The sequence below is a fragment of the Hymenobacter fastidiosus genome, assembly GCF_039539565.1.
GTDB classification, from domain to species: domain Bacteria; phylum Bacteroidota; class Bacteroidia; order Cytophagales; family Hymenobacteraceae; genus Hymenobacter; species Hymenobacter fastidiosus.
This window is the reverse complement of the sequence record NZ_BAABDJ010000018.1, coordinates 1-23,775: the sequence shown is the minus strand read 5'-3', so window position 1 is coordinate 23,775 and position 23,775 is coordinate 1. Positions and strand designations below refer to the sequence as shown.

Below are 23,775 nucleotides of genomic sequence, written 5' to 3'. Positions count from 1 at the left end.
CGCGGGCTGCCCGGTATTTCATTCCACCCCCATCCACTATGAGAAAACTGATGTTTATATGCGTCACGGCGGGTTCGGCAGCGCTGTTGAGCGGCTGCGCGGCTTCCGGCAGCCTGAGCAAAGCGGATAAGCGCTTTGCCCGGGGCGAATATGAAACGGCCATCGGACTCTATAAGGCCGAGGTGAGCCGCGGGAAAAACGGGGCAGCCGCTAACTACCGGGTGGCGGAGTCCTACCGGTTGTCGAACCGGATTGAGCAGGCCGAAGGGTTCTACAAGGCGGCTATTGATGGTGGAGTAAAGGCTGGAGAAGCCCCGTTCTACTATGGGCTGGCGCTAAAGGCTAACGGCAAGTTCGACGAGGCGGCCACTCAGCTCGACAGCTACGCCCAGAACGGAGCCAACCGCACTTTGGCGGCCCGCGCCGAGATGGAAGCCAGGAATGCCCGGGCCGGCAACGACATCGTGGCCCTGCGCACCAACAACGAGATAATGGCCCTGGATCAGGTGAATTCGCCCTCTTCCGATTTCAGCGCCACGATGATGCCGGACACGAAAGAGCTGGTGTTTGCTTCCGGCCGGGAAGGCAGGAAATACCTCGGCAACGGGGAAGGCTTCAACGACCTCTACGCCATCAAATTCGACGACGCAGCCAAGATGACCGGCGGCACGGTACGCAAGCTGGAGCCCATCTTCAACAGTGAGAACAAGCACGAAGCCAGCGCCACCTACACCCCGGACGGCAAAATGGTGGTGTTTGCGCGGTCCAACGACGGCTCGAAGAAAGGCTACCTGAGCGTGGATCTGTGGTCGTCGTTCTACAAAAACGGTGCGTGGGAAGAGCCCAGGCTGATCAACATCAACGACCGTAGCGCCGACGACTTTTCGCCGGCTTTCGCCCCCGATGGGCAGACGCTGTACTTCGCTTCCGGCCGTAAGGGCGGGCTGGGCGGTATCGACCTCTACAAAGCCACGGTAGGCCCCAACGGCCGGTTTACGCCCGCCGAAAACCTGGGCGACCAGATCAACACTCTCGGCAACGACAACTTCCCGGCCGTCGCACCCGACGGCACCCTGTACTTCTCTTCCGACGGGCATCCCGGCCTCGGCAAGCTCGACATCTACACGGTGGAGAAAGGCAAGGTGAAAAACCTGGGCGCACCCATCAACAGCAACGGCGACGACTTTGCCCCTTACTTCACGGGCAAGGACGTCGGCGTATTCTCCTCAAATCGTGCGGGCGGCAAGGGCAGCGACGACCTGTACATGTTCCGCAAGAAGCTTCTCAAGCTGGTTACGTTCTATGCCGATGGCACGCTGATTGAGCGAAACGACAAGACCGGCGAAACCCTGCCCGTAGCCAACGAAACCGTAACGCTGTTCAGCGCTACCGGTAAGAAGCTGCAGGAGGTGACGACCGGAGTCGACGGCAAATTCAAAGTCAGGCTGGACACGGCGGCCGCCAGCTATGGTCTGGTGGCCGACCGCGACGGCTACTTTGCGGCCCGCAACTCGGTGAGCACCGTGGGCCGCAAGCCCGCCCAGGACCAGCTGCCGAACGAGCTGAACGACATCACGGTGCCCGTAATGCTGACGCTCACCAAAATTGTGAAGAACAAGGCCATTGTGGTGGAGAATATCTTCTACGACTACGACAAGGCCGCCATTCGCCCCGATGCTGCTCTGGAGCTGGATAAGATGGTCCAGACCCTGGTCGACAATCCTAAAATCACCATCGAGCTGAGCTCCCACACCGACTCCCGCGGCCGGGACGCCTATAACCTGGTCCTGTCGCAACGCCGGGCCCAGTCGGCCGTGGACTACATCATCGGTAAGGGCATCGACAAGAGCCGCATCACGGCGAAGGGCTACGGGGAAACCCAGCCGGTGCTAAAAGCGGCCAAGACGGAAGACGAGTTCCAGCGCAACCGTCGCACGGAATTCAAAGTGACCAAAATCGGCGAATAGCCAAAACGGGTAAGCCGAAAGGCAAAAGTCCCTGCATTCTTAAACGCAGCGGCTTTTTCCTTTTGGTGAAGAGAAGTTGCCAGGAGCGGGAAAGGCGGGAAGGTAAAAGGGCCGAACGGGCCACAATCCTTGGCTTTGGGCGCACTAAGGATGCTTCCCCGCACGTGGCCGACCGTCAGAACTGCTACCGCGTCTACGACTCATTCGATTTTCAGTCGGGCGTGCCGGAAGTGCAGCAGACGGTTGGGCGTAACCGGAATTAGCCGCCGCTCCGGGCACATAAAAAAGGCTTCCGTACTATACGGAAGCCTTTTTTATGTGCCTGAAAATCAGCGCTGACTTAGCGTAGGCGGTCGATGGAGCGCACCAGCTGCTCGTCGCGGCGGATGAAGCGGTTGGCCAGCAGGTTGAGCAGCAGGGCCACGGTGGGCAGGTAAAAACCGGCTTCGAAGGTGCCGGGGATTTTCACGTTGAGCAGCTTTTCACCTACGCCGGAGAAGTAGAACGTGGCACCGATAGTGGCCACGATAAGCAGGAAATTGAGGATGCCCAGCTTGAGCTGCATAAAGCGGTTGCGGAACTGCGAAATCTCGAACAGGGCCACGGCGGCCGAAGCTATGGCCAGCACGGCAATGAGATAAGTGGGCGTAGGCACCGACATGCCCGCGTCGGAGTGGGCGTAGGTAAGCTTGGTAGCGGTAAGGACCAGTTCCTGGTTGCTGAGCGGGTCGAGCTTGCTCCACAGCGGGAGAAACAGGACGCTGAGCATGGCCAGCGCCAGCAGCAGCAGAAATACGCTTTGAATTCTTTGTATCATCTTTGTGGTTGTATCAGTTCGGCCCTGCCTAAATCGGGCAGCAGGCCGGCAAAAGTAGCCAACAACGACCGGAATAACCGCATTTCAACCTAATGCCAACTGCTTATATCGTGGACGCCGTCCGCACTCCAATCGGCAAATTCGGGGGTGCCCTCAGCAGCGTCCGTCCCGACGATTTAGCCGCGCACGTCCTGCGCGAGCTATTACGCCGCAACCCTGCCATCGATAAAAACGCCGTGGAAGACGTGATTATGGGCGCCGCCAACCAGGCCGGGGAAGACAACCGCAACGTAGCCCGCATGGCGGCCCTGCTGGCGGGGCTGCCCATTACCGTGCCCGGCGTGACGACCAACCGGCTCTGCGGCTCCGGCCTGCAGAGCATCATCGACGCTTCCCGGGCTATTCGCTGTGAAGAAGGTGACCTCTACCTGGCCGGGGGCTCCGAAAGCATGACCCGCGCGCCCTTCGTCATGGCCAAGTCGGACAAGGCTTTCGGCCGTGAGCTGATAGCGCACGACACCACCCTGGGCTGGCGCTTCACCAACCAGAAGCTTTCGAAGCTCCACCATCCGTACACGATGGGGGAAACGGCCGAAAATGTGGGCCGTAAGTACGGTATCACCCGCCTGGAGCAGGATGAATTTGCCTTCAACTCCCAGCGCAAATATCAGCGGGCCCTGGAAAAAGGGCGTTTCCGCCGCGAAATCGTCCCCGTGTTCGTGCCTTACCCGAAGGGCGACACGGCGCTGTTTGATGCGGATGAGCCGCCGCGGCTTTCGTCGATGGAGAAGCTGGCCAGCATCAAGCCCGCTTTCCAACCCGTTGAGGGTACGGTGACGGCGGGTAATTCCTCCGGCATCAACGACGGGGCCGCGGCCGTACTGGTGGTGAGCGAAGAGGCGCTGAAACGCTACAACCTGAAGCCTCTGGCCCGCATTGTGTCGTCGGCCGTGGCGGGCGTCGACCCGGCGCTGATGGGCCTCGGACCGGTACCGGCCACGCAAAAAGCGCTGCTACGGGCGGGCTTGACTATCAATGATCTGGACCTGATCGAACTCAACGAGGCCTTCGCGGTGCAAACCATTGCCTGCATCCGGGACTTGGAGCTGAACCCGGAGAAGGTGAACGTGAACGGCGGTTCCATTGCCATTGGCCACCCGCTCGGCGCCAGTGGAGCCCGTATCACGGCCACCCTGATCCACGAAATGCAGCGCCGCGAAGGAGTGCGCTACGGCCTGGCCACGATGTGCGTGGGCGTGGGGCAGGGCGTGGCCATGGTGTTTGAGAAGATGTAGTTCTTGAACCAGCCCACTGCTACCGCCAATGGGTTGCGCCCAGCGCTGCCGCTGGCGGTAGCCGGCGGGCTACTATAATTCAACATTCAGGCAGTGCGTTACTTTCTTCATCTGGCTTACGAAGGCACCCTCTACCACGGCTGGCAGGTGCAGCCCAACACGCTCACGGTGCAGCGCGAAGTGGAGCGCTGCCTGACCCAGGTGTTGCGCCAGCCCATCAGCACCCTGGGTAGTGGCCGTACCGATACCGGCGTGCACGCCAGCCACCAGGTAATTCACTTCGATGCGGAACTGGCCGCCGGCCTCGATGAGGCCACCGTAGTCTACCGCCTCAACCGGGCCCTGCCCAGGGATATTGCCACCCGCCTGCTGCACCCCGTACCCGCCCGCGCCCACGCCCGCTTCGACGCCGAAGCCCGGACCTACGAGTACCACGTACGCACCGTACCCGACCCGTTCAGCGTCAACCACAGCCTCTACCTGGACCGCCACCCCGACGTGGCGGCCATGAACGAGGCCGCCGCCACCCTGATTGGCTCCTTCGATTTCACCAGCTTTTCCAAGGTGAAAGGCGGCGTGGACCACTACGTGTGCGTGTGCTACGAGGCCGGCTGGCACCCCACGCCGGGGGGGCTGATGTTCCGTATCCGGGCCAACCGCTTCGTGCGCGGCATGGTGCGGCTGGTGGTAGGGACGCTGCTGGCGGTGGGCCGGGGCAAAATTACCCCCGCGGAGTTCAAAGCCATTTTGCTGGCCCAAAACCGGATAGATGCGGGCAGCGCCGCGCCGGCCCAGGGCCTGTTTCTGTGCCGCGTTGAATATCCGGCCGGTTTGGTGCCCGAGGCTGCGGCCCCGGTGGGAATGCCGTATTTTGCGGGCCGGTAGTGCTACGCCGGGTGCAACCTCCGGCGGCTTTTGGCGGTTACCTGTTCAATTTAAGGCGGTCGTGCCGGGCGCAGCGAGGCATTCCGCGTAGCGTCGTTGGATTACTCCCCATAGTACGCGAGGTGTCCGGTTGCGCCCGGCCCGACCGCTCTGATAAGTAAGATAGACTCCAGGCACTAAGCACTAAGCACCACGCACCAAGCACCAGGCACTAAGAATGGAGCAAGCAACCAAGGCTACCAAAACCGGCAATATCTTCGACTGGCAGGTGCTGAGCCGCCTGATGCAGTATGTGCGGCCCTACCGGCGGGTATTCTACTTCCTGATTTTCCTGACCGTAGCTACCGCCGCGCTGGGCACCCTGCGGCCGTTTCTGATTCAGCGCATGGTCGACGTCAGCATCGAGCAGGGCGACCTGCTGGGGCTGAACAAGATGTTCGGCCTGCTGCTGATCCTGCTGGTGGGCCACGCCCTGGTGAGCTACCTGCAAACCTACTTCGGCGGCTGGCTGGGCCAGTATATCGTGCGCGACATTCGGGTAGATCTGTACAAGCACATCCTCGACCTGCGCCTGAAGTTCTTCGACCGCACACCCATCGGCGTGCTCGTGACGCGCAACATCTCCGACGTGGAAACTCTGTCGGACGTGTTCAGCGAAGGGCTGGCCGCCATGATTGGCGACATCCTGCAGCTGGTGTTCATCATGGCCTTCATGTTTTACATCGACTGGCGGCTGACGCTGGTGAGTTTGTCGGTGATTCCGCCGCTGCTGTTCAGTACCTACGTCTTCAAGGAGAAGGTCAAAAAATCGTTTCAGGAAGTGCGGACGGCCGTGGCCAACCTCAACTCCTTCGTGCAGGAGCACCTGACGGGGATGAACGTGGTGCAGATTTTCAACAACGAGGAGCGGGAGCTGCGCAAGTTCAAGGCCATCAACCAGGAGCATACCCGCGCCAATATCCGGTCGGTACTCTACTACAGCATCTACTTCCCGGTAGCTGAGGTGCTGGCGGCGGTGGGCGTGGGCCTGCTGGTGTGGTATGCCGCCCAGGGCCAGATTGAAGGCACCATTTCCAAGGGGGCCCTCATTGCCTTCATCATGTACAACGCGTTGTTTTTTCGGCCCATTCGCCAGATTGCTGACCGGTTCAACACCCTGCAGCTGGGTCTGGTGAGCACCGAGCGGCTGCTGAAGCTCCTGGACAGCAAGGAGCTCATTGCCGACAACGGCTCCTACGCCCCGGCCACCATCCGCGGCGACGTCCAGTTCGACCACGTCTGGTTTGCCTACAACGACGAGGAATGGGTGCTGCGCGACGTCAACTTCGCGGTGCAGGCCGGCCAGACCATTGCCTTCGTGGGGGCTACCGGGGCGGGCAAAACCAGCATCATCAACCTGCTCAGCCGCTTCTACGAAATCAATAAGGGCACGATTTCCATTGATGGCCACGACCTGCGCGACTACGACCTCAAAGAGCTGCGCCGCCACATCGGAGTGGTGTTGCAGGACGTATTTCTCTTCGCCGGCACCATCAAGGACAACATCACCCTGGGCAGCCCGGACATTACCGAGGAGCAGATCTGGGCCGCCGCCGACCTGGTCGGGGCCCGGCGCTTTATCGAGCGGCTGCCCGGTGGGCTGCACTACCCGGTAATGGAGCGCGGCGCGACGCTGTCGGTAGGCCAGCGCCAGCTGATTTCCTTCGTGCGGGCCATGGTCTACCAGCCGCGCATCATCATCCTGGACGAAGCCACCTCCTCGGTCGACTCCGAAACGGAAGAGCTGATTCAGCAGGCTATTGAGAAGCTGATGCAGGGCCGCACCTCGCTCGTTATTGCCCACCGCCTGAGTACCATCCAGAAAGCCGACCAAATCATCGTGCTGGACCGGGGTGAAATCAAGGAAACGGGGACCCACGAGGAGCTGCTGCGCCACGGCGGCTTCTACCAGCAGCTCTACCAGATGCAGTACAAAGACGCTCTGAACACCACTGCCCAATAACCCCCCTTCATGACTCGCTGGATTTTTATAGGTTCGCTCCTCATTGCCTTCGGCTTCGCGGCTGTTTACACGTACCTGGGCGGCTTCCGCACGGCCGATGTAACGCTCGAAACGACTACGCAACCCATCTTTCTGGCAGGTCGCTACTTCGCCGGTCGGGTAAACAGCGACGGGTTTGGCCCCTTGTTCCGCCAGGCCCAGCAGCTGCAGCAAACCGGCCAGCTGCGCGGCGACCTGGCCAACATCTACTACAACGACCCCGCCGGGGCCGAGGACTCGATCCGGGCCTTCGTGGGCCTGGTCGTGGCCGACACTACCTCCCAGCTGCTGCCCACGGGCTACCGCTACCGCACCTTCAGCAGCGGCCAGCGCGTAGCTCACGCCCGCATTCAGGCCAGCTACATGGTCGCTCCGGATAAGCTTTATTCCGGCGTGAAAGCCTTTGCCGAAAAGCAGAAGCTGACACTAGCCCACGTATACCTGGAGCGGTTCGGGGCCGCCGACCGGGCCGAGGTGCTGGCGGTGGTGAAGTAAGAAAATACAAGGCATACAGATATCCATGCTTGCCTTATTGCTGGAGGGCAGGATTTTCGTATCGGTATCGCTAAATAAATCTGCCAGGGCGACACAGTTATAAAATCGAAAAAGCCCGTCGAACCGAAGTTCGACGGGCTTTTCGAATGACCTGAATACTCAGTGTCGGGGTGGCAGGATTCGAACCTGCGGCCTCCTGCTCCCAAAGCAGGCGCGATACCGGGCTACGCTACACCCCGAAAAACTGTGCGGCGTAACGCACAGGTACTCTTCAATTGTCACTGGCAAAAAAAGCCTCCGAACCGAAATTCGGAGGCTTTTCTGACAGTAAACTGCTCCGTCGGAGTGGCAGGATTCGAACCTACGACCTCCAGCACCCCATGCTGGCGCGATACCAGGCTACGCTACACCCCGAGAGAATTGAGTTGCAAATGTACGGCACAATAGCCCTTCGCCGCAACTCCGGCCCCAATATTTTTGGAGAACCACACTTTCAGAACCAGATAGCCAACCGCGCAACGCCCTTTTGCGGAATGGGGAATCAGGGGAAGTGGCTAAATGAGTGTGGGTTGGCCGGGCCGGGGAGAAATTAGCGACGGCGAAAAAAAATGCAGCACAAACCATCGGTTTCATCGTCGTTCTGGCGGGGTTGGGCTAAAATCGGCCGGGAACTGAGCGGGATTATTTACTTTTATAGGATACTGGATCTTTCCACTCATCGTTTGCCATGCGTATGAAAACAGTTACTCTAACGCTCATTTTCCTGGGCTCGCTGCTACTGGCCGGTCCGGCGCAGGCGCAAACCAAGTCGACTAAACCAGGGGCAGGCAAACCCGCGCCGGCAAAAGCCATGGCTAAGCCCGTCGCTACGGCCAAGCCGGCGCCGGTCGTTAAGGCCGTAGCGGCGGTGGCAGCTCCGGCGGCGGCAGCCAAACCGGCTCCCGTAGAGTTGATAACCAGCAAAATGGAGCAGGCCCCGCCCTCCACCGATGCCATTAAAGTACGGGCTGAAGCCAACCCGCTCACCAAGCGCCTTATTGTGCGCACCGATGTGAGCGGACCAACCCGGGTGGAAGTCAACGACGCGGAAGGTCGCCCCGTTATCACCCGCGACCTGATGGCCGGGACCGAGACCACCGTACTGGATGTGAGCAGCCTGCCGGCGGGATATTATATCGTGCATTGCACCTCCGGGGCCCGGAGTGGCATGCGGCGGGTACTGGTTGGCCAATAGAGGAAGCCTCCGAACTTGATTGAAAGCCCGGCAACGCCCTGCGTTTCCGGGCTTTGTTGTTGGCGCGGGCCGGGCAGACGTCCCGCGGCTTTCTATCTTTGGCTATGGCCAGACAAACGTTTTCCTACTGGGAGCACCAGAGTTTCCTGCGGGGTTTCGACGTGGCAATAGTCGGGGCCGGAATCGTGGGGCTCACGGCGGCTATTTTCACCAAAAGGCAGCGGCCGGCCGCCCGGGTATGCGTACTGGAACGCGACATGCTGCCCAACGGGGCCAGTACCAAAAACGCGGGCTTTGCCTGCTTCGGCAGTGTTTCGGAGCTGCTGGAGCAGGAGCAGAAAAGTGGTACCGCCACTCTGCTGACAGTAGTGCAGGCCCGCTGGGAAGGCCTGGCCCTGCTCCGCGAGCTGCTCGGCGACAATGCGCTGCACTACGAAGCCGTGGGGGGGTACGAGCTGTTCCGGGCCGAAGAAGAGCTGTTGGCACAAACTTGCCAGGCCCACGTCGGCTACTTCAACAACCTGCTGGCGCCGATAATCGGCCGCCCCGACAGCTTCCGGGATGCTACCGCCCAGGTTGCCCGGCTGGGACTGGGTCAGGTACATACCATGCTCGAAAATCAAGCGGAAGGCGCCCTCGACACGGGCCGGATGATGCATGCGCTGCTGAAGCTGGCGTGGCAGGAGGATATCGTGGTGCTGCACGGCTGCCCGGTGATGGCGCTGGAGGAAAAGTCTACCGCCATCAGCCTCCACACTCCGCTGGCTACCATCGAGGCCGGGCAGGTACTGCTGGCAACCAATGCCTTCAGCCGGCAGTTCTTTCCGGCGCTGGACGTGCAGCCCGGCCGCGGGCAGGTATTGGTTACGGAGCCGATTCCCGGGCTCCACCTGCCCGGCACCTTCCACTACGATAAGGGCTACTACTATTTCCGGCAGGTAGATAACCGAATCCTGCTTGGCGGGGGCCGAAACCTTGATTTCGCCGCCGAAGCCACCACCGAGCCCGGCCTGACCAGCCTCGTGCAGGATCAGCTTGAACGAATGCTGACCGAAGTGATTCTACCCGGCCAGCGCCCCCGCATCGACTACCGCTGGAGTGGCGTAATGGGCTTTGGCGCCGCGCTGGAACCCCTCATTCAGCCCCTGGCGCCCGGTGTGTTCGGGGCCCTGCGCTGCAATGGCATGGGCGTGGCCATGGGCGCCGGAATCGGGAAGCGGGCCGCCGCAATGCTGGATGGGTAGTTGTTGGTTGTTTGTTTTTGTTTTTTGGTTTTTGGTCGGGACTAATCCCACGGGCAAACAACCAAAAACCAAAAACGAACAACCAAAAACCATCCTACGCTTCCTCACTCTGCAGCTGCCGCTCATACAGCGCCCGGTAGAGGCCATCTTCCTGCTGCATCAGGGCCTCGTGGGTGCCGTGCTGCACGATGGTGCCGTCGTCGAGCACTAGGATTTCATCGGCCAGCTTCACCGAGCTGACCCGGTGGGAGATGATCAGGCTGGTGCGATTGTGCATGATGCGCTGCAGGCTGTTCAGAATGGCGTTTTCGGTGTTGGTGTCTACTGCCGACAGCGAGTCGTCCAGAATCAGGATTTTGGGCTCTTTCACCAGGGCCCGGGCAATGCTGACGCGCTGCTTCTGCCCGCCCGAGAGCGTGATGCCCCGCTCGCCAAGCTTGGTATCGAAGCCTTCGGGGAAGCGGATGATGTTGTCGTACACGTTGGCATCGTGGGCCGCCTGCTGCATGCGCTCCTCGGTAGGAGTATCGAGGCCGAAGTTGATATTGTTGCGGATGCTGTCGGAGAACAGAAACACGTCCTGGGGAACGTAGCCGATCTGCCCGCGCAAGGAGTTTAGCGAGAAGTCGCGCACGTCCACGGTGTCGACTTCAATAGCCCCGCCCGTCACGTCGTAGAGGCGGCAGAGCAGGGCGGCAATAGTGCTTTTGCCCGAGCCGGTGTTGCCGATAACGGCCAGCGTCTGGCCCGGCCGGATGCGGAACGACACGTCCTTCAGGGCCTGAATGCCGGTGTCGGGGTAAGTGAAGGAAACGTGGTCGAACACGATGTCACCCTGAATTTCCTGCTCGATATTCTTCCTGCTCACGATATCCGTCTTTTGATTCATGAACTCGTTGATGCGGGCCTGGGAAGCTTCGGCGCGCTGGACCAGGGAGCTGGTCCAGCCCAGGGCCGTGACGGGCCAGGTGAGCAGGTTCACGTAGATCAGGAACTCGGCAATACTACCCGTGGTGATGGTGCCGCGGATAACTTCCTGGCCGCCCACCCACACCGTAACGATGGTGCTGAGGCCAATCAGAAACAGGATCAGCGGGAAAAACAGGGAGTTGACGAAGTTCAGGCTCAGCGTCTTTTCCCGGTAGTTGTCGCTGGCCGCACTGAACTGCTGGTGCGAATCGGCCTCGCGCACGAAGGATTTGAGGACCCGGATACCCGAAAAGGCTTCCTGCACGAAGGTCGTCATGGCAGCCAAAGAGCGTTGGATTTCGTCGGACTTGCGCTCAATCAGGTTGTTGACGTAGAAAATGCTCACGCTCAGCACCGGCAGCGGGAGCAGCGTGTAGAGCGTCAGCTTCACGTTCACCATCAGCATGAGCGGGATGATGAGCACGAATAGCAGCACCAGCTGCAGGAAATACATGATGGCGGGCCCCATGTACATCCGCACCCGGCCCACGTCCTCGGAAATGCGCGACATCAGGTCGCCGGTGTTGTGGCGGCGGTAGAAGCTCAGCGGGAGCGACTGGTAGTGCTGGAAAATCTCGTTCTTCTGGTCGTTCTCAATCAGCCGGGACATGACGATGAGCGTCTGGCGCATGAAAAACAGGAAGATGCCCCGGAGCAGCGCCATCAGCGCGATAAGCAGCCCGTAGAGCAGTACGTTACGCCCGAACAGGGAGTACACGCCTTCCTGGGCGCGGGTGCCGGCAAAGAGATGGTACAGGTCGATTCCCTCCCCCACCAAATCGAAGGAGTAGCGCACGATCTGGGCCGGGAAAATAGCCAGCAGGGTGCTCAAAGCCACGAAAAGCACCCCGCCGAGGAAATGCCATTTATAGCGGAAAAGGTATTTGTCGGTAGCAGCTAAAGCGCGCACGGGCAAAGAAGTTGGAGCGTGTTAAGAAGCCGTGACCATTGGGCCCGGTCCTGACTCAGCCGATGGCCGGCTAGGAAAAATTGGGTACTTTTGCACCCGGATTGAGTAGGCTACGCAGCCTGCCCGCCAAAGATACAACAACCCGCCCGCCCCAAATTCCCACCCTTTTCCTAATTCCCATCCTAAATGGTTGAAATCCAAACCCTGACCGATACGTCGGTCTTCGGCCAGATTGCTGAGCATCAGCACGAGCAAGTTGTCTTCTGCCACGACCACGAAACCGGATTGCGGGCCATCATTGGCATCCACAATACGGTGCTGGGGCCGGCTTTGGGCGGCACCCGCATGTGGCACTACGCCTCCGACGCCGAAGCCCTCAACGACGTGCTGCGCCTCTCGCGCGGCATGACGTACAAGGCCGCCATTTCGGGCCTGAACCTGGGCGGGGGCAAAGCCGTCATCATCGGGGACGCGAAAACGCTGAAGACGGAGGCCCTGCTGCGCAAGTTCGGCCGCTTCGTGAAAAACCTGAACGGCAAGTATATCACGGCCGAAGATGTGAACATGACCACCAAGGACATGGAGTACATCCGGATGGAAACCAAGCACGTGGCCGGCCTGCCCGAAAGTATGGGCGGCTCCGGCGACCCGTCGCCGGTAACGGCGTTCGGTACTTATATGGGCATGAAAGCGGCCGCGAAAAAAGCGTTCGGCTCCGACAGCCTGGCCGGCAAGCGCATTGCCGTGCAGGGCGTGGGCCACGTGGGCACCTACCTGCTCGAATACCTGCAGAAGGAAGGCGCCAAGCTGGTGCTCACCGACTACTACGAAGACCGCGCCCTGGAAGCGGCGGCCCGCTTCGGCGCCAAAATGGTCGGCCTGGACGAAATCTACGACCAGGACGTGGACATCTATTCGCCCTGCGCTTTGGGCGCGACCATCAACGACGATACCATCGGCCGGTTGAAGTGCCAGGTAATTGCCGGGTGCGCCAACAACCAGCTGCAGAATGAGAACATCCACGGCCCGGCGCTGGTCGACCGCGGCATCGTTTACGCTCCCGACTTTCTGATCAACGCCGGAGGCCTGATCAACGTCTACTCGGAAGTGGTGGGCAGCAGCCGGCAGGGCGCGCTCAGCCAGACCGAGAAAATCTACGACATTACCACTCAGGTACTCACCAAGGCCGAGCAGGAGGGCAGCCACCCGCAGGCCGCGGCCACCAAACAAGCCGAGGAGCGCATCGCGTCCCTGGGCAAAGTCAAGTCCACTTACTAAATGAGTTGCCCGTTGCCCGTTGTTAGTTGCCAGGTTTAGAATGCTATTCTGACTCCCGCAACTGGCAACTGGCAACGGGTAACTGACAACTCAACAGAATGCTCAACCGTCGCACGCTCCGCATTAAGGTCATGCAGGCCCTGTACGCCTACTATCAGGCCGTCGGGTCCGATTTTATGCTGGCCAATGATCTGATAGCGGATGCTTTTGCTCCCGACCTCAACGCCCCCGAAGCCCAGGACCGCAAGCTGCTGAAAGGCCAGCAGAAAATGGCCGAGGCCGTGTTCAAGGAGTGGCACAAAGCCGGCAGCGGCGCGGAGCTGGAGAAGCTCGACGACCGGGAGGTGAACGACGCGGTGGCCGACGCCATCAAGTACTACCAGAAGCAGAAGGCCAAGGACGCGACGTTCTTTGCCGGGCAGATGGTGCACGGGGCCGAAAGCATCCACAATCAGTACATCCACCTGCTCAACGTACCCGAAGCTATGCTACGGGTGATTGAGGAGGAGAAGGAGCGGGAGGCCCGCCGCTTCACGCCCTCCAAGGAAGCCCTGCCCGATACCACCCGCTTCGAGCAGAACGTGGCCCTGCACAAGCTCATCAGCAACAAGCAGCTCCAGGATCTGACCATCCGCCGCTCCCTGAAGTGGACGGGCACCGAAGAGCTGGAGGCTCTGCGCAAAGCCTGGCGCGCCGAAATCAGGAACGATGAGGAATTCCAGGCCTACCTGGCGGCCCCGGCCGGCAGCTACGCCGAAGACCAGGAAATCCTGAAGCACCTCTACAAGACCTACGTTTTCAAGGGCGAAAGCTTGCCGGCGCAGATTGAGGAAGACGACCTGAACTGGGAGGAAAACCGCTCGGTGGTGAAAAACCTGGTGGTCAAAACCATCAAGATGCTCGACGAAGCCGCTACGGAAGAAATGGAGCTCATGTCGTTGTCGGCCAACTGGGTCGATGATAAGGAGTTTGCCGAAACGCTGTACAAGGAAACCCGCGAGGCGGACGAGCAGTACGAGAAGCTCATTGCCGACTCGGTGCAGAACTGGGACGTGGAGCGCGTGGCCCTCATCGACAAGATTATTTTGAAGATGGCCCTGTGCGAAATGCATCTTTTCCGCAATATTCCGGTCAAGGTTACCATCAACGAGTACATTGAAGTCAGCAAGCTGTACAGCACGCCCAAAAGCAAGCAGTTTGTGAACGGCATTCTGGACAAACTGGCCCAGGACCTGACCGCCAGCGGGGCCATTCGCAAATCCGGCCGCGGCTTGCTGGACAATCAATAAGTTGAATCCTACATTGGGGAGGCAACCTGCCCGGGCGGCCCGCCGTTGAGTAGAGTCCGCTTCCTTTCCTTTCTAAATCCACCACGCCACGATCTTCGCCTTATGGGTAGCAAAACCACTACCGGCATTCTGTGCTTCGCAGGCGGCGCCCTCACCGGGGCCGCCGTGGGTCTTCTGTTCGCTCCGGAAAAGGGGCGCGAAACCCGTAGCTGGCTCAGCTACCAGCTCGAAAAGTACCGGGAAATCCTAGCCGACCTCACCGAAAGCCTCGTTACCAGCCGCGACGCCGGCCCGGCCTCCACCGCCAAAAGCGAAGGCCAGCGCGTGATTCAGGACGCCAAGAGCAAAGCCGAGCAGCTGCTGGGCGATGTGGATCAGCTGATCAACCAGATCAACTCCCGCAAGACGCGCTGAGCGGAATGGGTGAAATGTGAAAATGTGCTGAGTGTGCTCATAGAAAAGTGAAAAAGGCTTTTCCAAGGCACATTCAGCATATTTTTATTTCTACGGCATCCAGCGTAGCATAGGCATTTCTCACGTTCTGCACATTCACGATACATTTCTCACATTAGTAATAGCATGCATATCATCACCCTCATTCCCGGCGACGGTATCGGCCCCGAAATCACGGCGGCCGTGCAAAGCATTTTCACGGCGGCCCAGGTGCCCGTGCAGTGGGAAGAGCAGAACGCCGGCCAGACCACCTTCGACCAGTCGGGGGAGCTGATTCCGCAGAGCCTGCTCGATTCGCTGGAGAAAAACCGCGTGGGCCTGAAAGGCCCGATCACGACTCCCGTCGGCAAAGGCTTCCGCAGCATCAACATCACCCTGCGCCAGAAGTATGACCTCTACCAGAACGTGCGGCCCGCCAAAACCACCGAAGGCATCAGCTCGCGCTACACCGGCGTGAACCTGGTGCTGTTTCGGGAGAATACCGAGGGCCTGTACTCGGGTCTGGAAGTGTACGACGAGCGCCTCGGCATCTCCGACTCCTTCAACCGCATCACGGTGGAAGGCTCGCGTAAAATCTGCCGCGCGGCCTTTGCCTACGCTGCCCTGCACGGCCGCAAGAAGGTGACCCTGGCCCACAAGGCCAACATCCTGAAAATGGCCGGTACGCTGATGCTTAACGCCTGTAAGGAAGCGGCGCTGGAGTTTCCCCAGATCGTGTTCGAGGATAAGATCATCGACAACATGTGCATGCAGCTCGTGAACAAGCCCGAGCAGTTCGACGTGGTCGTGACGACCAACCTGTTCGGCGACATCCTCTCCGACCTCTGCGCCGGCCTCGTGGGCGGCCTGGGCGTGGTAGCCGGGGCCAACATTGGCGACGACATGGCCATCTTCGAAGCCGTACACGGCTCGGCGCCCGATATTGCCGGTCAGGGCAAAGCCAACCCGACGGCTCTGTTGCGTTCTGCGCTGATGATGCTGCACCACCTCGGCGAGCATACGTATGCCGACCGCATCGAAGCGGCCCTGGACCTTACCCTGAAGCAGCCGGAAAAATGCACCGGTGATCTGGGCGGGAAAGCGTCGACCACGGAGTTTGCTCAGTCCATCATTGCCAACCTGGCGTAGTTGCGGATTTTTGGCCTCTTCGTCTTACCTTTAAAATCCTGATGGCTCCTAATCCGCCATCTCTCTGCTTATGAAACGTACTCTGTTTTCTGCGTTGTTACTCTACGGGCTGGTTTTTTTCAGTGCCTGTAGCACCGATAAATCGGCTGAAGTTGGTGCCGAGGGGATGAATGCGGCGGCCACGGCCGCCAGCGACGCCGCTAATCCCGTAGTCGATAACCCCAACGTAGCCAGCGAAACCGAGGCGCCTAACCCCAACGCCCCGGTGATGACCTTCGCCGAGAGCGAGTTCAACTTCGGCGACATCAAGCCCGGCACCGTGGTAAAGCACACCTTCAGCTTCACCAACACCGGCAAAAGCCCGCTGCTGATCGAAAATGCTACTGCTTCGTGCGGCTGTACCACGCCTAACTGGACCAAAGAGCCCATTGCTCCCGGCGGAAAAGGCACCATCGACGTGCAGTTTGACAGCCACGGCAAAACCGGCCTGCAAAACAAGGAAGTAGCCGTGCGGGCCAACACCCAGCCGAATATCACCCCGGTCGTCATCAAAGCCAACGTACTGGCCGAGACGACCAATGGTCCGGTAGTTCAGTAAGGCGCCCGGGCCGCCGGCTGTCGTTCCGGGCAAAGCCCAGGGTTTCTGCCGCAATAAAAATTACTGTGGCGGCAGAAACCCTGGGCTTTGCTTCGGCTAACAGCTTTTTTTAGGAGGACCATCCTGTTCTAACAATTCCATTCCCATGTTCCTGACTTTCCTGTTGCAGATTCCCACGGGCGAAGGGTTTACTTCCCTGCTGTTTCCGATAGCCATTGCCGTTGTCGTATACTTTTTCATGATCCGCCCGCAGCAGCGCAAGGCGTCAGAAGCCAAGAAATTCCGGGAGGGTGTCGTTAAAGGCACCAGCGTTGTAACTATCGGCGGACTACATGGTAAAGTGGTCGAGGTAAACGAGGAATCGGTTATCATTGAAGTAGACCGGGGTACGCGCCTGAAGTTCGACCGCACGGCCATTGCCCGCGAAGTTGCCCCGAAAGCCGCCGCTCCCGCTAATAATCCTTAACCGCTCCGTCTTGTGCTGGCCCGTACCTCCCGTTTGCTGCGCTGGTTTGTCAGCCCATTCTACGGGCAGGAGCGGAGCTATTGGCGGGCTATTACGGCGTGCTTTCTGGCCGCGTCTACGTTCTGGCTGCTCAATGCCCTGAACAAGACCTACACCACGCGCATCACTTACCCGCTGACGTGGCGTTACAATGCCCAGCGCTATATCCCGATCCGGCCGCTGCCTACGGAGGTGGCCGTGAACGTAACCGGCCGGGGCTGGAAGCTGCTACGCAAAAACCTGTTGCTCGACATAAAACCGGCGGAGCTCCAGCTGAGGCGGCTGCCCGGCACGCGCTTCGTAACGGGGCAGGCCGTGCGCCCGGCCCTGCAGGCGGCAATGGAGGGCCTGCAATTTAATTACCTGCTGAACGACACCCTGTGGGTGGAATTCGACCGGCTGATCACGCGCCGGGTATCGTTGACGCTCAGCCCGAATGCTGACGGCTCGGCGCTGCCCTACGCGGCGGTGTTTACGCCCGAAAGCATTGCCTTTCGCGGGCCGGCCGCTATGGTAAGTGCTTTGGCCAGCCCCTATCCGGTGCACTTGCCCCAGGCCCCGGCCGGGAGTAGCGAAGGCGCCATCCGGGTGCCCATAGGTGGTCCGGCCCTGGTGCAAACCAACGTGCAGGATGTCCGGGTCCGGCTGCAGCCCCGCCCGCTTATTACGCTGGCGGTGCGCGTTGTACCTGAATTGCGCGGCTTCCCCGCTGGCCGGCGCTTTACCCTGCGCCCCGCCCGGGTGCGGGTGCAGGTCCAGTATTTCCCCGAAGATACGGCCCGGCTCGAGCTGAGCCAGCTGCGGGTGCTGCTCCACTACGGGCAGTTTCAGCGCGCTGATTCCAGCCTGCAACCCATCTTGGTGCAGACCCCGGTACTGGCTCGGGGCATCCGGATTCTTACGCCCGCGGTTCGCTTTTCAACTCTTCGCTGATGCTGCGCATTGGAATAACCGGCGGAATCGGGTCGGGCAAAAGTATCGCGGCCCGGCTGTTCCAGGTATTGGGAGTTCCCATCTACGACGCCGACTCGCGGGCCAAATGGATTATGGCGCACGACTTAGCGCTACGGGCGGAGCTGGAGCAGGCGTTTGGTCCCGCTACTTTTGATGCTGCCGGCCGTCTGAACCGCGTCTATCTGGCTAAAGCGGCCTTCACCAACCCGGTACAGCTGGCGCAGCTCAACGCATTAGTGCATCCGCACGTCGCCCGGGATTTTGAGCACTGGGCCGAAACACAACGGCAGCGGGGCCAGGCCTACGTGCTAAAAGAAGCGGCCTTGCTCTTTGAAGCCGGTGCCTACCGTCAGCTCGACCGGATCATCACCGTGTTTGCCCCTTTGTCAGTGCGTCAGGCGCGGGTGTTGCGCCGCGACCCGCACCGTAGCGCTGACGATATCCGGGCCATTATGGGGAAGCAGCTGAGTGAGCAGGAAAAGTGCCGTCGCGCCGATTACGTACTGTACAACGACGACCAGCAGCTACTGATTCCGCAGGTGCTGCAGCTGGATACTACATTCCGCCCGGGCCTACCCGGGTAAAAGAAGAAGGCTCATCGGAAAGCCGAACGGCAGATTTCTTTGGGCTAACCGCCATTCTTGGCCAACGCCCTACTTAATAATCGGGCACCGCTCGAAAGGTCGGGTTTCGTCGAACAGCTTGCGGTAGGTAACGTGGGTTTTGTAGATGCGGGCTCCCAGCGCGCGGGTAACGGCCAGCATCCGGGGGTTGAAGTCGCCAATCCAGTTCATCTCCATTTCGGTGTAGCCGGCATCAATAAACGACTGCTGGGCCTGGATCATCATGGCGGCTTCGACTCCTTTCCTCTGGTAGGCGGGCACCACGCCAAAAATCACCCCAAACATCTTCTTGGGCTGGCGGCGCTGGTATTGTCGCAGCTCCCACAGAAAGCGCAGCTTGGCCCACCAGTTAAATTTTGCCCCAACACGCTTGAACACCTGGTTCAGATCGGGCAGGTTGATGGTGAAGGCTACCGCCTGGTCGTGGTGGTAGGCAAACCAGACCAGCCGCTCGTCCAGGACGGGGAGCATCTGCTTGACCAGGCCCCGGGCTTTGTCCAGGGTCATGTCGCTGATGCCCGAGTGGTTGGCCCAGGCCTGGCTGTACACCTGGTGAAAATCGCGGGCCATTGCCTCCCCATTGCGCTTGTCGACGGGGCGAAACGAGTATTCCGGCTCCTCACGGGCATAGCGCTCGGCGGTGCGGTGGTAGCTTTCGTGCATCGCCTGCGCTACCTGCCGGTTGCAGGTATACTGCTTGAAGTACGTCTGAAAGCCGTAGTTCTCGAAGAGCGGCTGGTAGTACGACGGGTGATAGAACATCCCGTAGTTGGGTTCGGTGAAGCCCGCGACCAGCAAACCCCAGAACCGGTCCCGCTCCCCAAAGTTGATGGGACCATCCATGGCTGCCATGCCGCGCTCCGCCAGCCACGCCCGGCAGGCCTCGAAAAGCTGATTGGCGGCGTCCTGGTCGTCGATGCACTCAAAAAAACCCATGCCGCCGGTTGGCAGCGTCGGATCTGCCTGCGGCGTAGAGTTGTTGATAAAGGCCGCCACCCGGCCGATGACCTCGCCCTGGGGGTTGGTCAGAATCCAGCGGATGGCCTCCCCGTGCTGGAAATTGGGGTTTTGCTGCGGGTCAAAGACACTTTCAATTTCGTGGTCGAGAGGCGAAATCCAGTTCGGGTGGTCGTGGTATAGGCGGGCCGGCAAATCCAGGAACTGACGGATCTGGCGGGTATCGGCAACAACAGCTAGCGGCATACAAGGCGGCAAAAAGACGGGAAACACACGCAGGTCCAGCACTCAAGCCAGCCTGACCATTCCAGCGGCAAAGATTGCAGCTAAACGTGGGATGAACTCAGCGCAGCCGGAAAACCGACAGAATCCTGCCGTCGCCGGCCGGGCAGCCGGCCGGATAGCTGGAGGAGCAAAAAGATAAGTCAGCGGAGAAAAATGTGGTTAGCGCTGAAACACGGATAGAATTTTGACTCCCCCCGCCCGGATGCAATATACCTCGCGTCCAATGCTTGACGGATACGGTTCCGGGTGCCAGCGATATACGCTGAGGAAGTAGCGGGCCTGCGCGGGGGAAGTGAACACCAGCCGGGCGCGCTCCGTCGGCGACAACAACAGGCGGTTGTTGTGCAGTACCAGCCCCGTCCGGGCGTCGGTTGCCACGCTCACCCGCGGGCTGGCATCGTGGGCCAGAATCCATTCCAGCCCCTGCCGCCCCGAAAGGCCCCAGTAGTCGCGCTCAAACAGCCGCTCCGCAACTGCGCCCGGGAGCACGCTGAAGTACACGTTTTGGTACGGATGGTCCTGAACAATCCGGAAAGCAGCGTGCAGCATACCGCCGCCGAGGAAAACCAGCAAGCCCGCCGCCAGTGACCGGCAAATACCCAAGCGGTGGTTTCGCCAGTAGCTCCAGGCAGCCAAAATTCCCCGCGAGGCCAGCAGCAGAAACGCCGGGTAGATAAAATAGAGGTGGCGCCAGCCATCATAAATAACCGACTGCAACCCGACTACGGCCACTAATGGCCCCAAAAACCAGGCTGCGTACAGCAAATCCTGACGGCCCGTGCGGGTACGAAGCCAGGCTGCCGGCCGACGCAGGACGTCCCGCGCCAGGGTTATCAGGCCCGTCAAAAATAGCAGCGAATATGCCACCGGCGTGGTAATGAGCAGCCAGACCGGGGCGTAGTGCCAGGGCAGCTCCTGCACCGATACTTGTTCACCCCAGTACTGCACCGTCATATCGGACCGGTACCGGCTAAAGCTTTGGAAGGCTTCCAGGAAGTGCCCACCAGGATTTTCCCACAGATAGGGCCAGCCTAACACCACTACGGCTACCGTTACGGCTAAGTACAGGATAGCCAAGGGGACGAAGCGCTGCCGTAAAATTGGCCGGTATACTAGTTCGAGCCCGACAAAGCAGAAAGTCAGTCCCAGCAGCAACACCCCCATCGTACGCACGTCGATGGCCGCCCCGGTAGCGCCGGCGTGCAGTAGAGTCGTGCGCCAGGAAGGCTGACGAATGAGTTGAGTGAGCGTATAAATGCCGCCCGTAAAGAAGGCCAGAAAGACCAGATCCTTGTAATTGTAGAATGCTTCCGCAAACAGGCGTGGCGACAAGACGAACAGCGCGGCCCCCAGCAAGCCCAGCCCCCAGCTCCGAAACCGTTGGGCGGCTAGTCGATAAAAGACATAGATGCCGCCCAGCACGGTGAAAAACGTAAGCAGATGACGCAGAAAGTAAACGTCGCGCGAATCGTGCGCTCCGGCCACGCGCTCCAACAGGAGCACCGGTAGTTGGAAGATTACGCCGTGGTCGGTATCCTGATTGTCGCGCATGTCGGGAATCAGGGCGAAGTTAGGTTCGCGCCGGGCCAGTTCGGGAGCCAGTTGCAGCGCCACATACTTCAGGCTGATAATCCCGTTGAGCCGGTCGAGCTGTTCATCCCAGGGTAAGCCGTAGTCGCGGTGCAGCAGAACCCCCAATACTCCCAGCAGGCCAAAAAACAGGCCCACCACCGGACGGCGCATACGGCTGGATAGAGAAGGGGAGGAAAGCAATGGGATACAGTAAGGCGGGTTCGGCCCCGAAAGGTAGCATGGCCACTCACTTGTTGGCTTCACGCATGAGCTGGAATTGGCTTCATCGGGTTTAATCCGCCAACTTTAGCGGTCGTAACTACCCTTAAGGCCTTTCATCAGTGCTTAAATCTCTGCCCCGTTTCGTCTGGCCACTGGCGCTGGTGCTGGCCGTCCTCAAGCTGGGGCTGATGCTGAGCCTGAACCCTGGTTTGGAGTGGAACTATGACGAACGCCGCAATGGCCGTATCGCCGATAATTACCTGGCTGGTCGCGGCTACGTCAGCATCGATCCTGCGCGGCACACGCTACGTCCCGATTCCTTCCACGCCAGCTTCCCGGTCTTCCTATATATAGGATGGCAGCGGGCAGGTCTGCCCAAGCACTACTTCACGCTCCTGATTTTCGCCCTGAGTACTGGTTGCTATCTGCTCGGGGGGCTTTATGTGCAACGTACGTTGGCTTATTTCGGCGTTGCGCCCCCATTCTCGTGGGCCGGCGCGGCCGGCTGGCTGCTATACCCTTCGGCGGTATACTATATAGGAGCCTACATGTGGTACGAGAATCTGGCGCTGCCCCTGCTGATTCTGGTGCTCTACAAACTGCTGCGACTGCTTGGCGGCCGGGCCTTGAGGTGGCCTGATGCCCTCCTTATTGTTGGCGCAGTAGCTATATCGTGTCTGTTGCGTGGGTATCTGCTGGGCGTATACGGGCTGGTCTTTGCGGTTTGGTTGGGGCTGATTGCTCAGAGCAAACGAGAACTGTTACCCAGCACTGCGGCGCTGGTGCTGGGAGTGTCGGCTTGTCTGCTGATAACTCACTTTCCCATTCTGCAGAAGAATCACCGCCTGTTTGGGGCCTGGACCCTAAGCAATCAGGCGGGTTTCGAACTGCTGCAAGGGCACAACTCCGTCACCCACGGCCGTTTTATGTTTGATTGGGATGATCGAACCAAGCCCTTCGATCAATTCGTCCGAGCCCACGTTCCCACGCTGGATTCTCTGAATCAGTACCAGGAAAGCCAGGCCCGCGCCCACCTGGCCAAAAAATGGGTTTTGACTCACCCTAGGGAAGAAGTCCGGCTTTGGCTCCGCAAAACGACGCTGTTCTTCTCACCCGAAAACTTCATTGCCGACGCACCCCACACAGCGTATAACCCCATCAATAGCGTAGTGCACTTGGTTTTCCTGATAACGCTGACTCTGGTAATCAGCGGTTTTCGCGGAATCAGCGCCCAGAAGGCGGATCTACTTCTATTCGCTCCTTTACTAGCTACGTGGGTGCTGAGCCTGATCTTCTTCGTAGGCTTCCGCTGGCGCTATTTCGCTGAGCCCATAATGCTGATGTATCCTCTTATTATATGGGAGCGGCTACAAACGCTCAAAAGACCGTCCCTCAACCGGGGAGAACCTTTGCCGGTTGATTCTGGTCGTTGAAAAAAATAGTGGGACGCAGATGAACCTGTTACGTTTGTTAAACCGCTGTGCTCCAGCCAAGCAATACTGAGCGTGCCTGAAGCAGTTTGGCAGGAACAATGACTCTATCTAAAAATAGTGTTGGTCTGTTTGGCGGGGGAGGAAAAACCGTGCACCTTTGCCCTCCCTAACCGAAACGCGGTAGGGGAAACGGTCTTGAAGAGTTGCTCTATTTCCCTGCTGTTTGTTCACCCTGTAAAAGGGTGAAACAAAAAGATGAGTTGGGAATAGGAAAGTTAAAACGAGTCGACTTACCTTTGCAGCCCGCTTCAAGAGGAAGGGGGCGAAGCAGCATCAGTCCTGGAAGCAGGGAATAAAAAAAACTGCTTCTGTTACTTGGAAAGGCCGAAAAGGAAGTTACCTTTGCAGCCCGCTTCGGAAGGAAGAGGAACACACAGCAAACAGGGCAAGAAAAAAAGTTGTTTCTTTTCTTGCAGTAGTCGAAAATCTGCTTACCTTTGCAGCCCGCTTCAACGGAAGGGGTTTAGAAAGAGAGACAAACTAGCCGAATGGGCTGGTACAACGTCACACCAATTGGGAGTGACAGACGTTCTTTGAATGATTGGAAATGACAAATTGGTA

General features: G+C 59.5%; 20 protein-coding genes and 2 tRNA genes. 16 read left to right on the top strand and 6 right to left on the bottom strand.

All coding sequences use genetic code 11. The features are described 5' to 3' along the window. Nucleotides 1–38: 38 nt before the first annotated feature. Nucleotides 39–1,967, top strand: a complete 1,929-nt coding sequence (locus ABD833_RS10690; protein ID WP_345072897.1) for a CHU_0125 family OmpA-like outer membrane integrity protein — start codon at nucleotides 39–41, stop codon at nucleotides 1,965–1,967. A 340-nt stretch (nucleotides 1,968–2,307) separates the two neighbouring features. Here ABD833_RS10690 and ABD833_RS10685 read toward each other — a convergent pair whose 3' ends face one another. After that, nucleotides 2,308–2,784, bottom strand: coding sequence for a DUF4293 domain-containing protein (locus ABD833_RS10685; RefSeq protein ID WP_345072896.1), 477 nt, complete (start codon nucleotides 2,782–2,784; stop codon nucleotides 2,308–2,310). 92 nt (nucleotides 2,785–2,876) lie between these two features. Here ABD833_RS10685 and ABD833_RS10680 point away from each other — a divergent pair, with 92 nt between their 5' ends. From ABD833_RS10680 to ABD833_RS10665, 4 genes are all read left to right on the top strand, one after another. Next, nucleotides 2,877–4,079 carry a thiolase family protein gene (locus ABD833_RS10680; protein ID WP_345072895.1) on the top strand — a complete coding sequence of 401 codons (1,203 nt, stop codon included), beginning with the start codon at nucleotides 2,877–2,879 and terminating at the stop codon, nucleotides 4,077–4,079. Between the two features lie 93 nt (nucleotides 4,080–4,172). After that, nucleotides 4,173–4,964, top strand: a complete 792-nt coding sequence (truA, locus tag ABD833_RS10675; protein WP_345072893.1) for a tRNA pseudouridine(38-40) synthase TruA — start codon at nucleotides 4,173–4,175, stop codon at nucleotides 4,962–4,964. A gap of 217 nt (nucleotides 4,965–5,181) precedes the next feature. Further along, complete coding sequence (locus ABD833_RS10670) at nucleotides 5,182–6,966, top strand: ABC transporter ATP-binding protein (protein WP_345072892.1); 1,785 nt, start codon at nucleotides 5,182–5,184, stop codon at nucleotides 6,964–6,966. Nucleotides 6,967–6,975: 9 nt separating this feature from the next. After that, nucleotides 6,976–7,500 carry a hypothetical protein gene (locus ABD833_RS10665; RefSeq protein WP_345072890.1) on the top strand — a complete coding sequence of 175 codons (525 nt, stop codon included), beginning with the start codon at nucleotides 6,976–6,978 and terminating at the stop codon, nucleotides 7,498–7,500. A 165-nt stretch (nucleotides 7,501–7,665) separates the two neighbouring features. Here the strand turns inward: ABD833_RS10665 and ABD833_RS10660 are convergent. Next, nucleotides 7,666–7,739: transfer RNA gene (locus tag ABD833_RS10660), tRNA-Pro, on the bottom strand. Nucleotides 7,740–7,840: 101 nt separating this feature from the next. Beyond that, nucleotides 7,841–7,914: transfer RNA gene (locus tag ABD833_RS10655), tRNA-Pro, on the bottom strand. Between the two features lie 319 nt (nucleotides 7,915–8,233). Between ABD833_RS10655 and ABD833_RS10650 the strand changes: the two genes are divergently transcribed. After that, the gene (locus tag ABD833_RS10650; RefSeq protein WP_345072889.1) at nucleotides 8,234–8,734 is read left to right on the top strand and encodes a T9SS type A sorting domain-containing protein; all 501 of its coding nucleotides are present in this window, start codon (nucleotides 8,234–8,236) and stop codon (nucleotides 8,732–8,734) included. Nucleotides 8,735–8,838: 104 nt separating this feature from the next. After that, nucleotides 8,839–9,978 (top strand): NAD(P)/FAD-dependent oxidoreductase, encoded by a 1,140-nt coding sequence (locus ABD833_RS10645; RefSeq protein WP_345072888.1) that lies wholly within the window; start codon nucleotides 8,839–8,841, stop codon nucleotides 9,976–9,978. Between the two features lie 94 nt (nucleotides 9,979–10,072). On the opposite strand, the gene ABD833_RS10640 is transcribed toward ABD833_RS10645, so the two are convergent. Next, the gene (locus tag ABD833_RS10640) at nucleotides 10,073–11,857 is read right to left on the bottom strand and encodes an ABC transporter ATP-binding protein (protein ID WP_345072887.1); all 1,785 of its coding nucleotides are present in this window, start codon (nucleotides 11,855–11,857) and stop codon (nucleotides 10,073–10,075) included. A 186-nt stretch (nucleotides 11,858–12,043) separates the two neighbouring features. Here ABD833_RS10640 and ABD833_RS10635 point away from each other — a divergent pair, with 186 nt between their 5' ends. The 8 genes from ABD833_RS10635 to coaE all read left to right on the top strand — a co-directional run bounded on the left by ABD833_RS10635 (nucleotide 12,044) and on the right by coaE (nucleotide 18,646). Continuing rightward, nucleotides 12,044–13,135, top strand: a complete 1,092-nt coding sequence (locus ABD833_RS10635) for a Glu/Leu/Phe/Val dehydrogenase dimerization domain-containing protein (protein ID WP_345072885.1) — start codon at nucleotides 12,044–12,046, stop codon at nucleotides 13,133–13,135. A 98-nt stretch (nucleotides 13,136–13,233) separates the two neighbouring features. Further along, nucleotides 13,234–14,424, top strand: coding sequence for a transcription antitermination factor NusB (gene nusB, locus ABD833_RS10630; protein WP_345072884.1), 1,191 nt, complete (start codon nucleotides 13,234–13,236; stop codon nucleotides 14,422–14,424). Nucleotides 14,425–14,526: 102 nt separating this feature from the next. Then, complete coding sequence (locus tag ABD833_RS10625) at nucleotides 14,527–14,838, top strand: YtxH domain-containing protein (protein WP_345072883.1); 312 nt, start codon at nucleotides 14,527–14,529, stop codon at nucleotides 14,836–14,838. A 165-nt stretch (nucleotides 14,839–15,003) separates the two neighbouring features. Next, a complete protein-coding gene (locus ABD833_RS10620) occupies nucleotides 15,004–16,005 on the top strand; it encodes an isocitrate/isopropylmalate dehydrogenase family protein (protein ID WP_345072881.1) in 1,002 nt (333 codons plus the stop codon). 70 nt (nucleotides 16,006–16,075) lie between these two features. Continuing rightward, the gene (locus tag ABD833_RS10615; RefSeq protein WP_345072880.1) at nucleotides 16,076–16,603 is read left to right on the top strand and encodes a DUF1573 domain-containing protein; all 528 of its coding nucleotides are present in this window, start codon (nucleotides 16,076–16,078) and stop codon (nucleotides 16,601–16,603) included. 145 nt (nucleotides 16,604–16,748) lie between these two features. Next, nucleotides 16,749–17,069 carry a preprotein translocase subunit YajC gene (yajC, locus tag ABD833_RS10610; protein WP_345072879.1) on the top strand — a complete coding sequence of 107 codons (321 nt, stop codon included), beginning with the start codon at nucleotides 16,749–16,751 and terminating at the stop codon, nucleotides 17,067–17,069. 12 nt (nucleotides 17,070–17,081) lie between these two features. Next, on the top strand, nucleotides 17,082–18,041 hold the full coding sequence (locus tag ABD833_RS10605) for a hypothetical protein (RefSeq protein ID WP_345072878.1): 960 nt from the start codon (nucleotides 17,082–17,084) through the stop codon (nucleotides 18,039–18,041). After that, nucleotides 18,041–18,646, top strand: coding sequence for a dephospho-CoA kinase (coaE, locus tag ABD833_RS10600; protein WP_345072877.1), 606 nt, complete (start codon nucleotides 18,041–18,043; stop codon nucleotides 18,644–18,646). Before ABD833_RS10605 ends, coaE begins: the two co-directional genes overlap by 1 nt. 69 nt (nucleotides 18,647–18,715) lie before the next feature. Here coaE and ABD833_RS10595 read toward each other — a convergent pair whose 3' ends face one another. Next, complete coding sequence (locus ABD833_RS10595; protein WP_345072875.1) at nucleotides 18,716–19,888, bottom strand: GNAT family N-acetyltransferase; 1,173 nt, start codon at nucleotides 19,886–19,888, stop codon at nucleotides 18,716–18,718. 198 nt (nucleotides 19,889–20,086) lie between these two features. Continuing rightward, nucleotides 20,087–21,670 carry a hypothetical protein gene (locus ABD833_RS10590; protein WP_345072874.1) on the bottom strand — a complete coding sequence of 528 codons (1,584 nt, stop codon included), beginning with the start codon at nucleotides 21,668–21,670 and terminating at the stop codon, nucleotides 20,087–20,089. A 170-nt stretch (nucleotides 21,671–21,840) separates the two neighbouring features. Here ABD833_RS10590 and ABD833_RS10585 point away from each other — a divergent pair, with 170 nt between their 5' ends. Then, nucleotides 21,841–23,154 (top strand): hypothetical protein, encoded by a 1,314-nt coding sequence (locus ABD833_RS10585; protein WP_345072873.1) that lies wholly within the window; start codon nucleotides 21,841–21,843, stop codon nucleotides 23,152–23,154. Nucleotides 23,155–23,775: the final 621 nt, after the last annotated feature.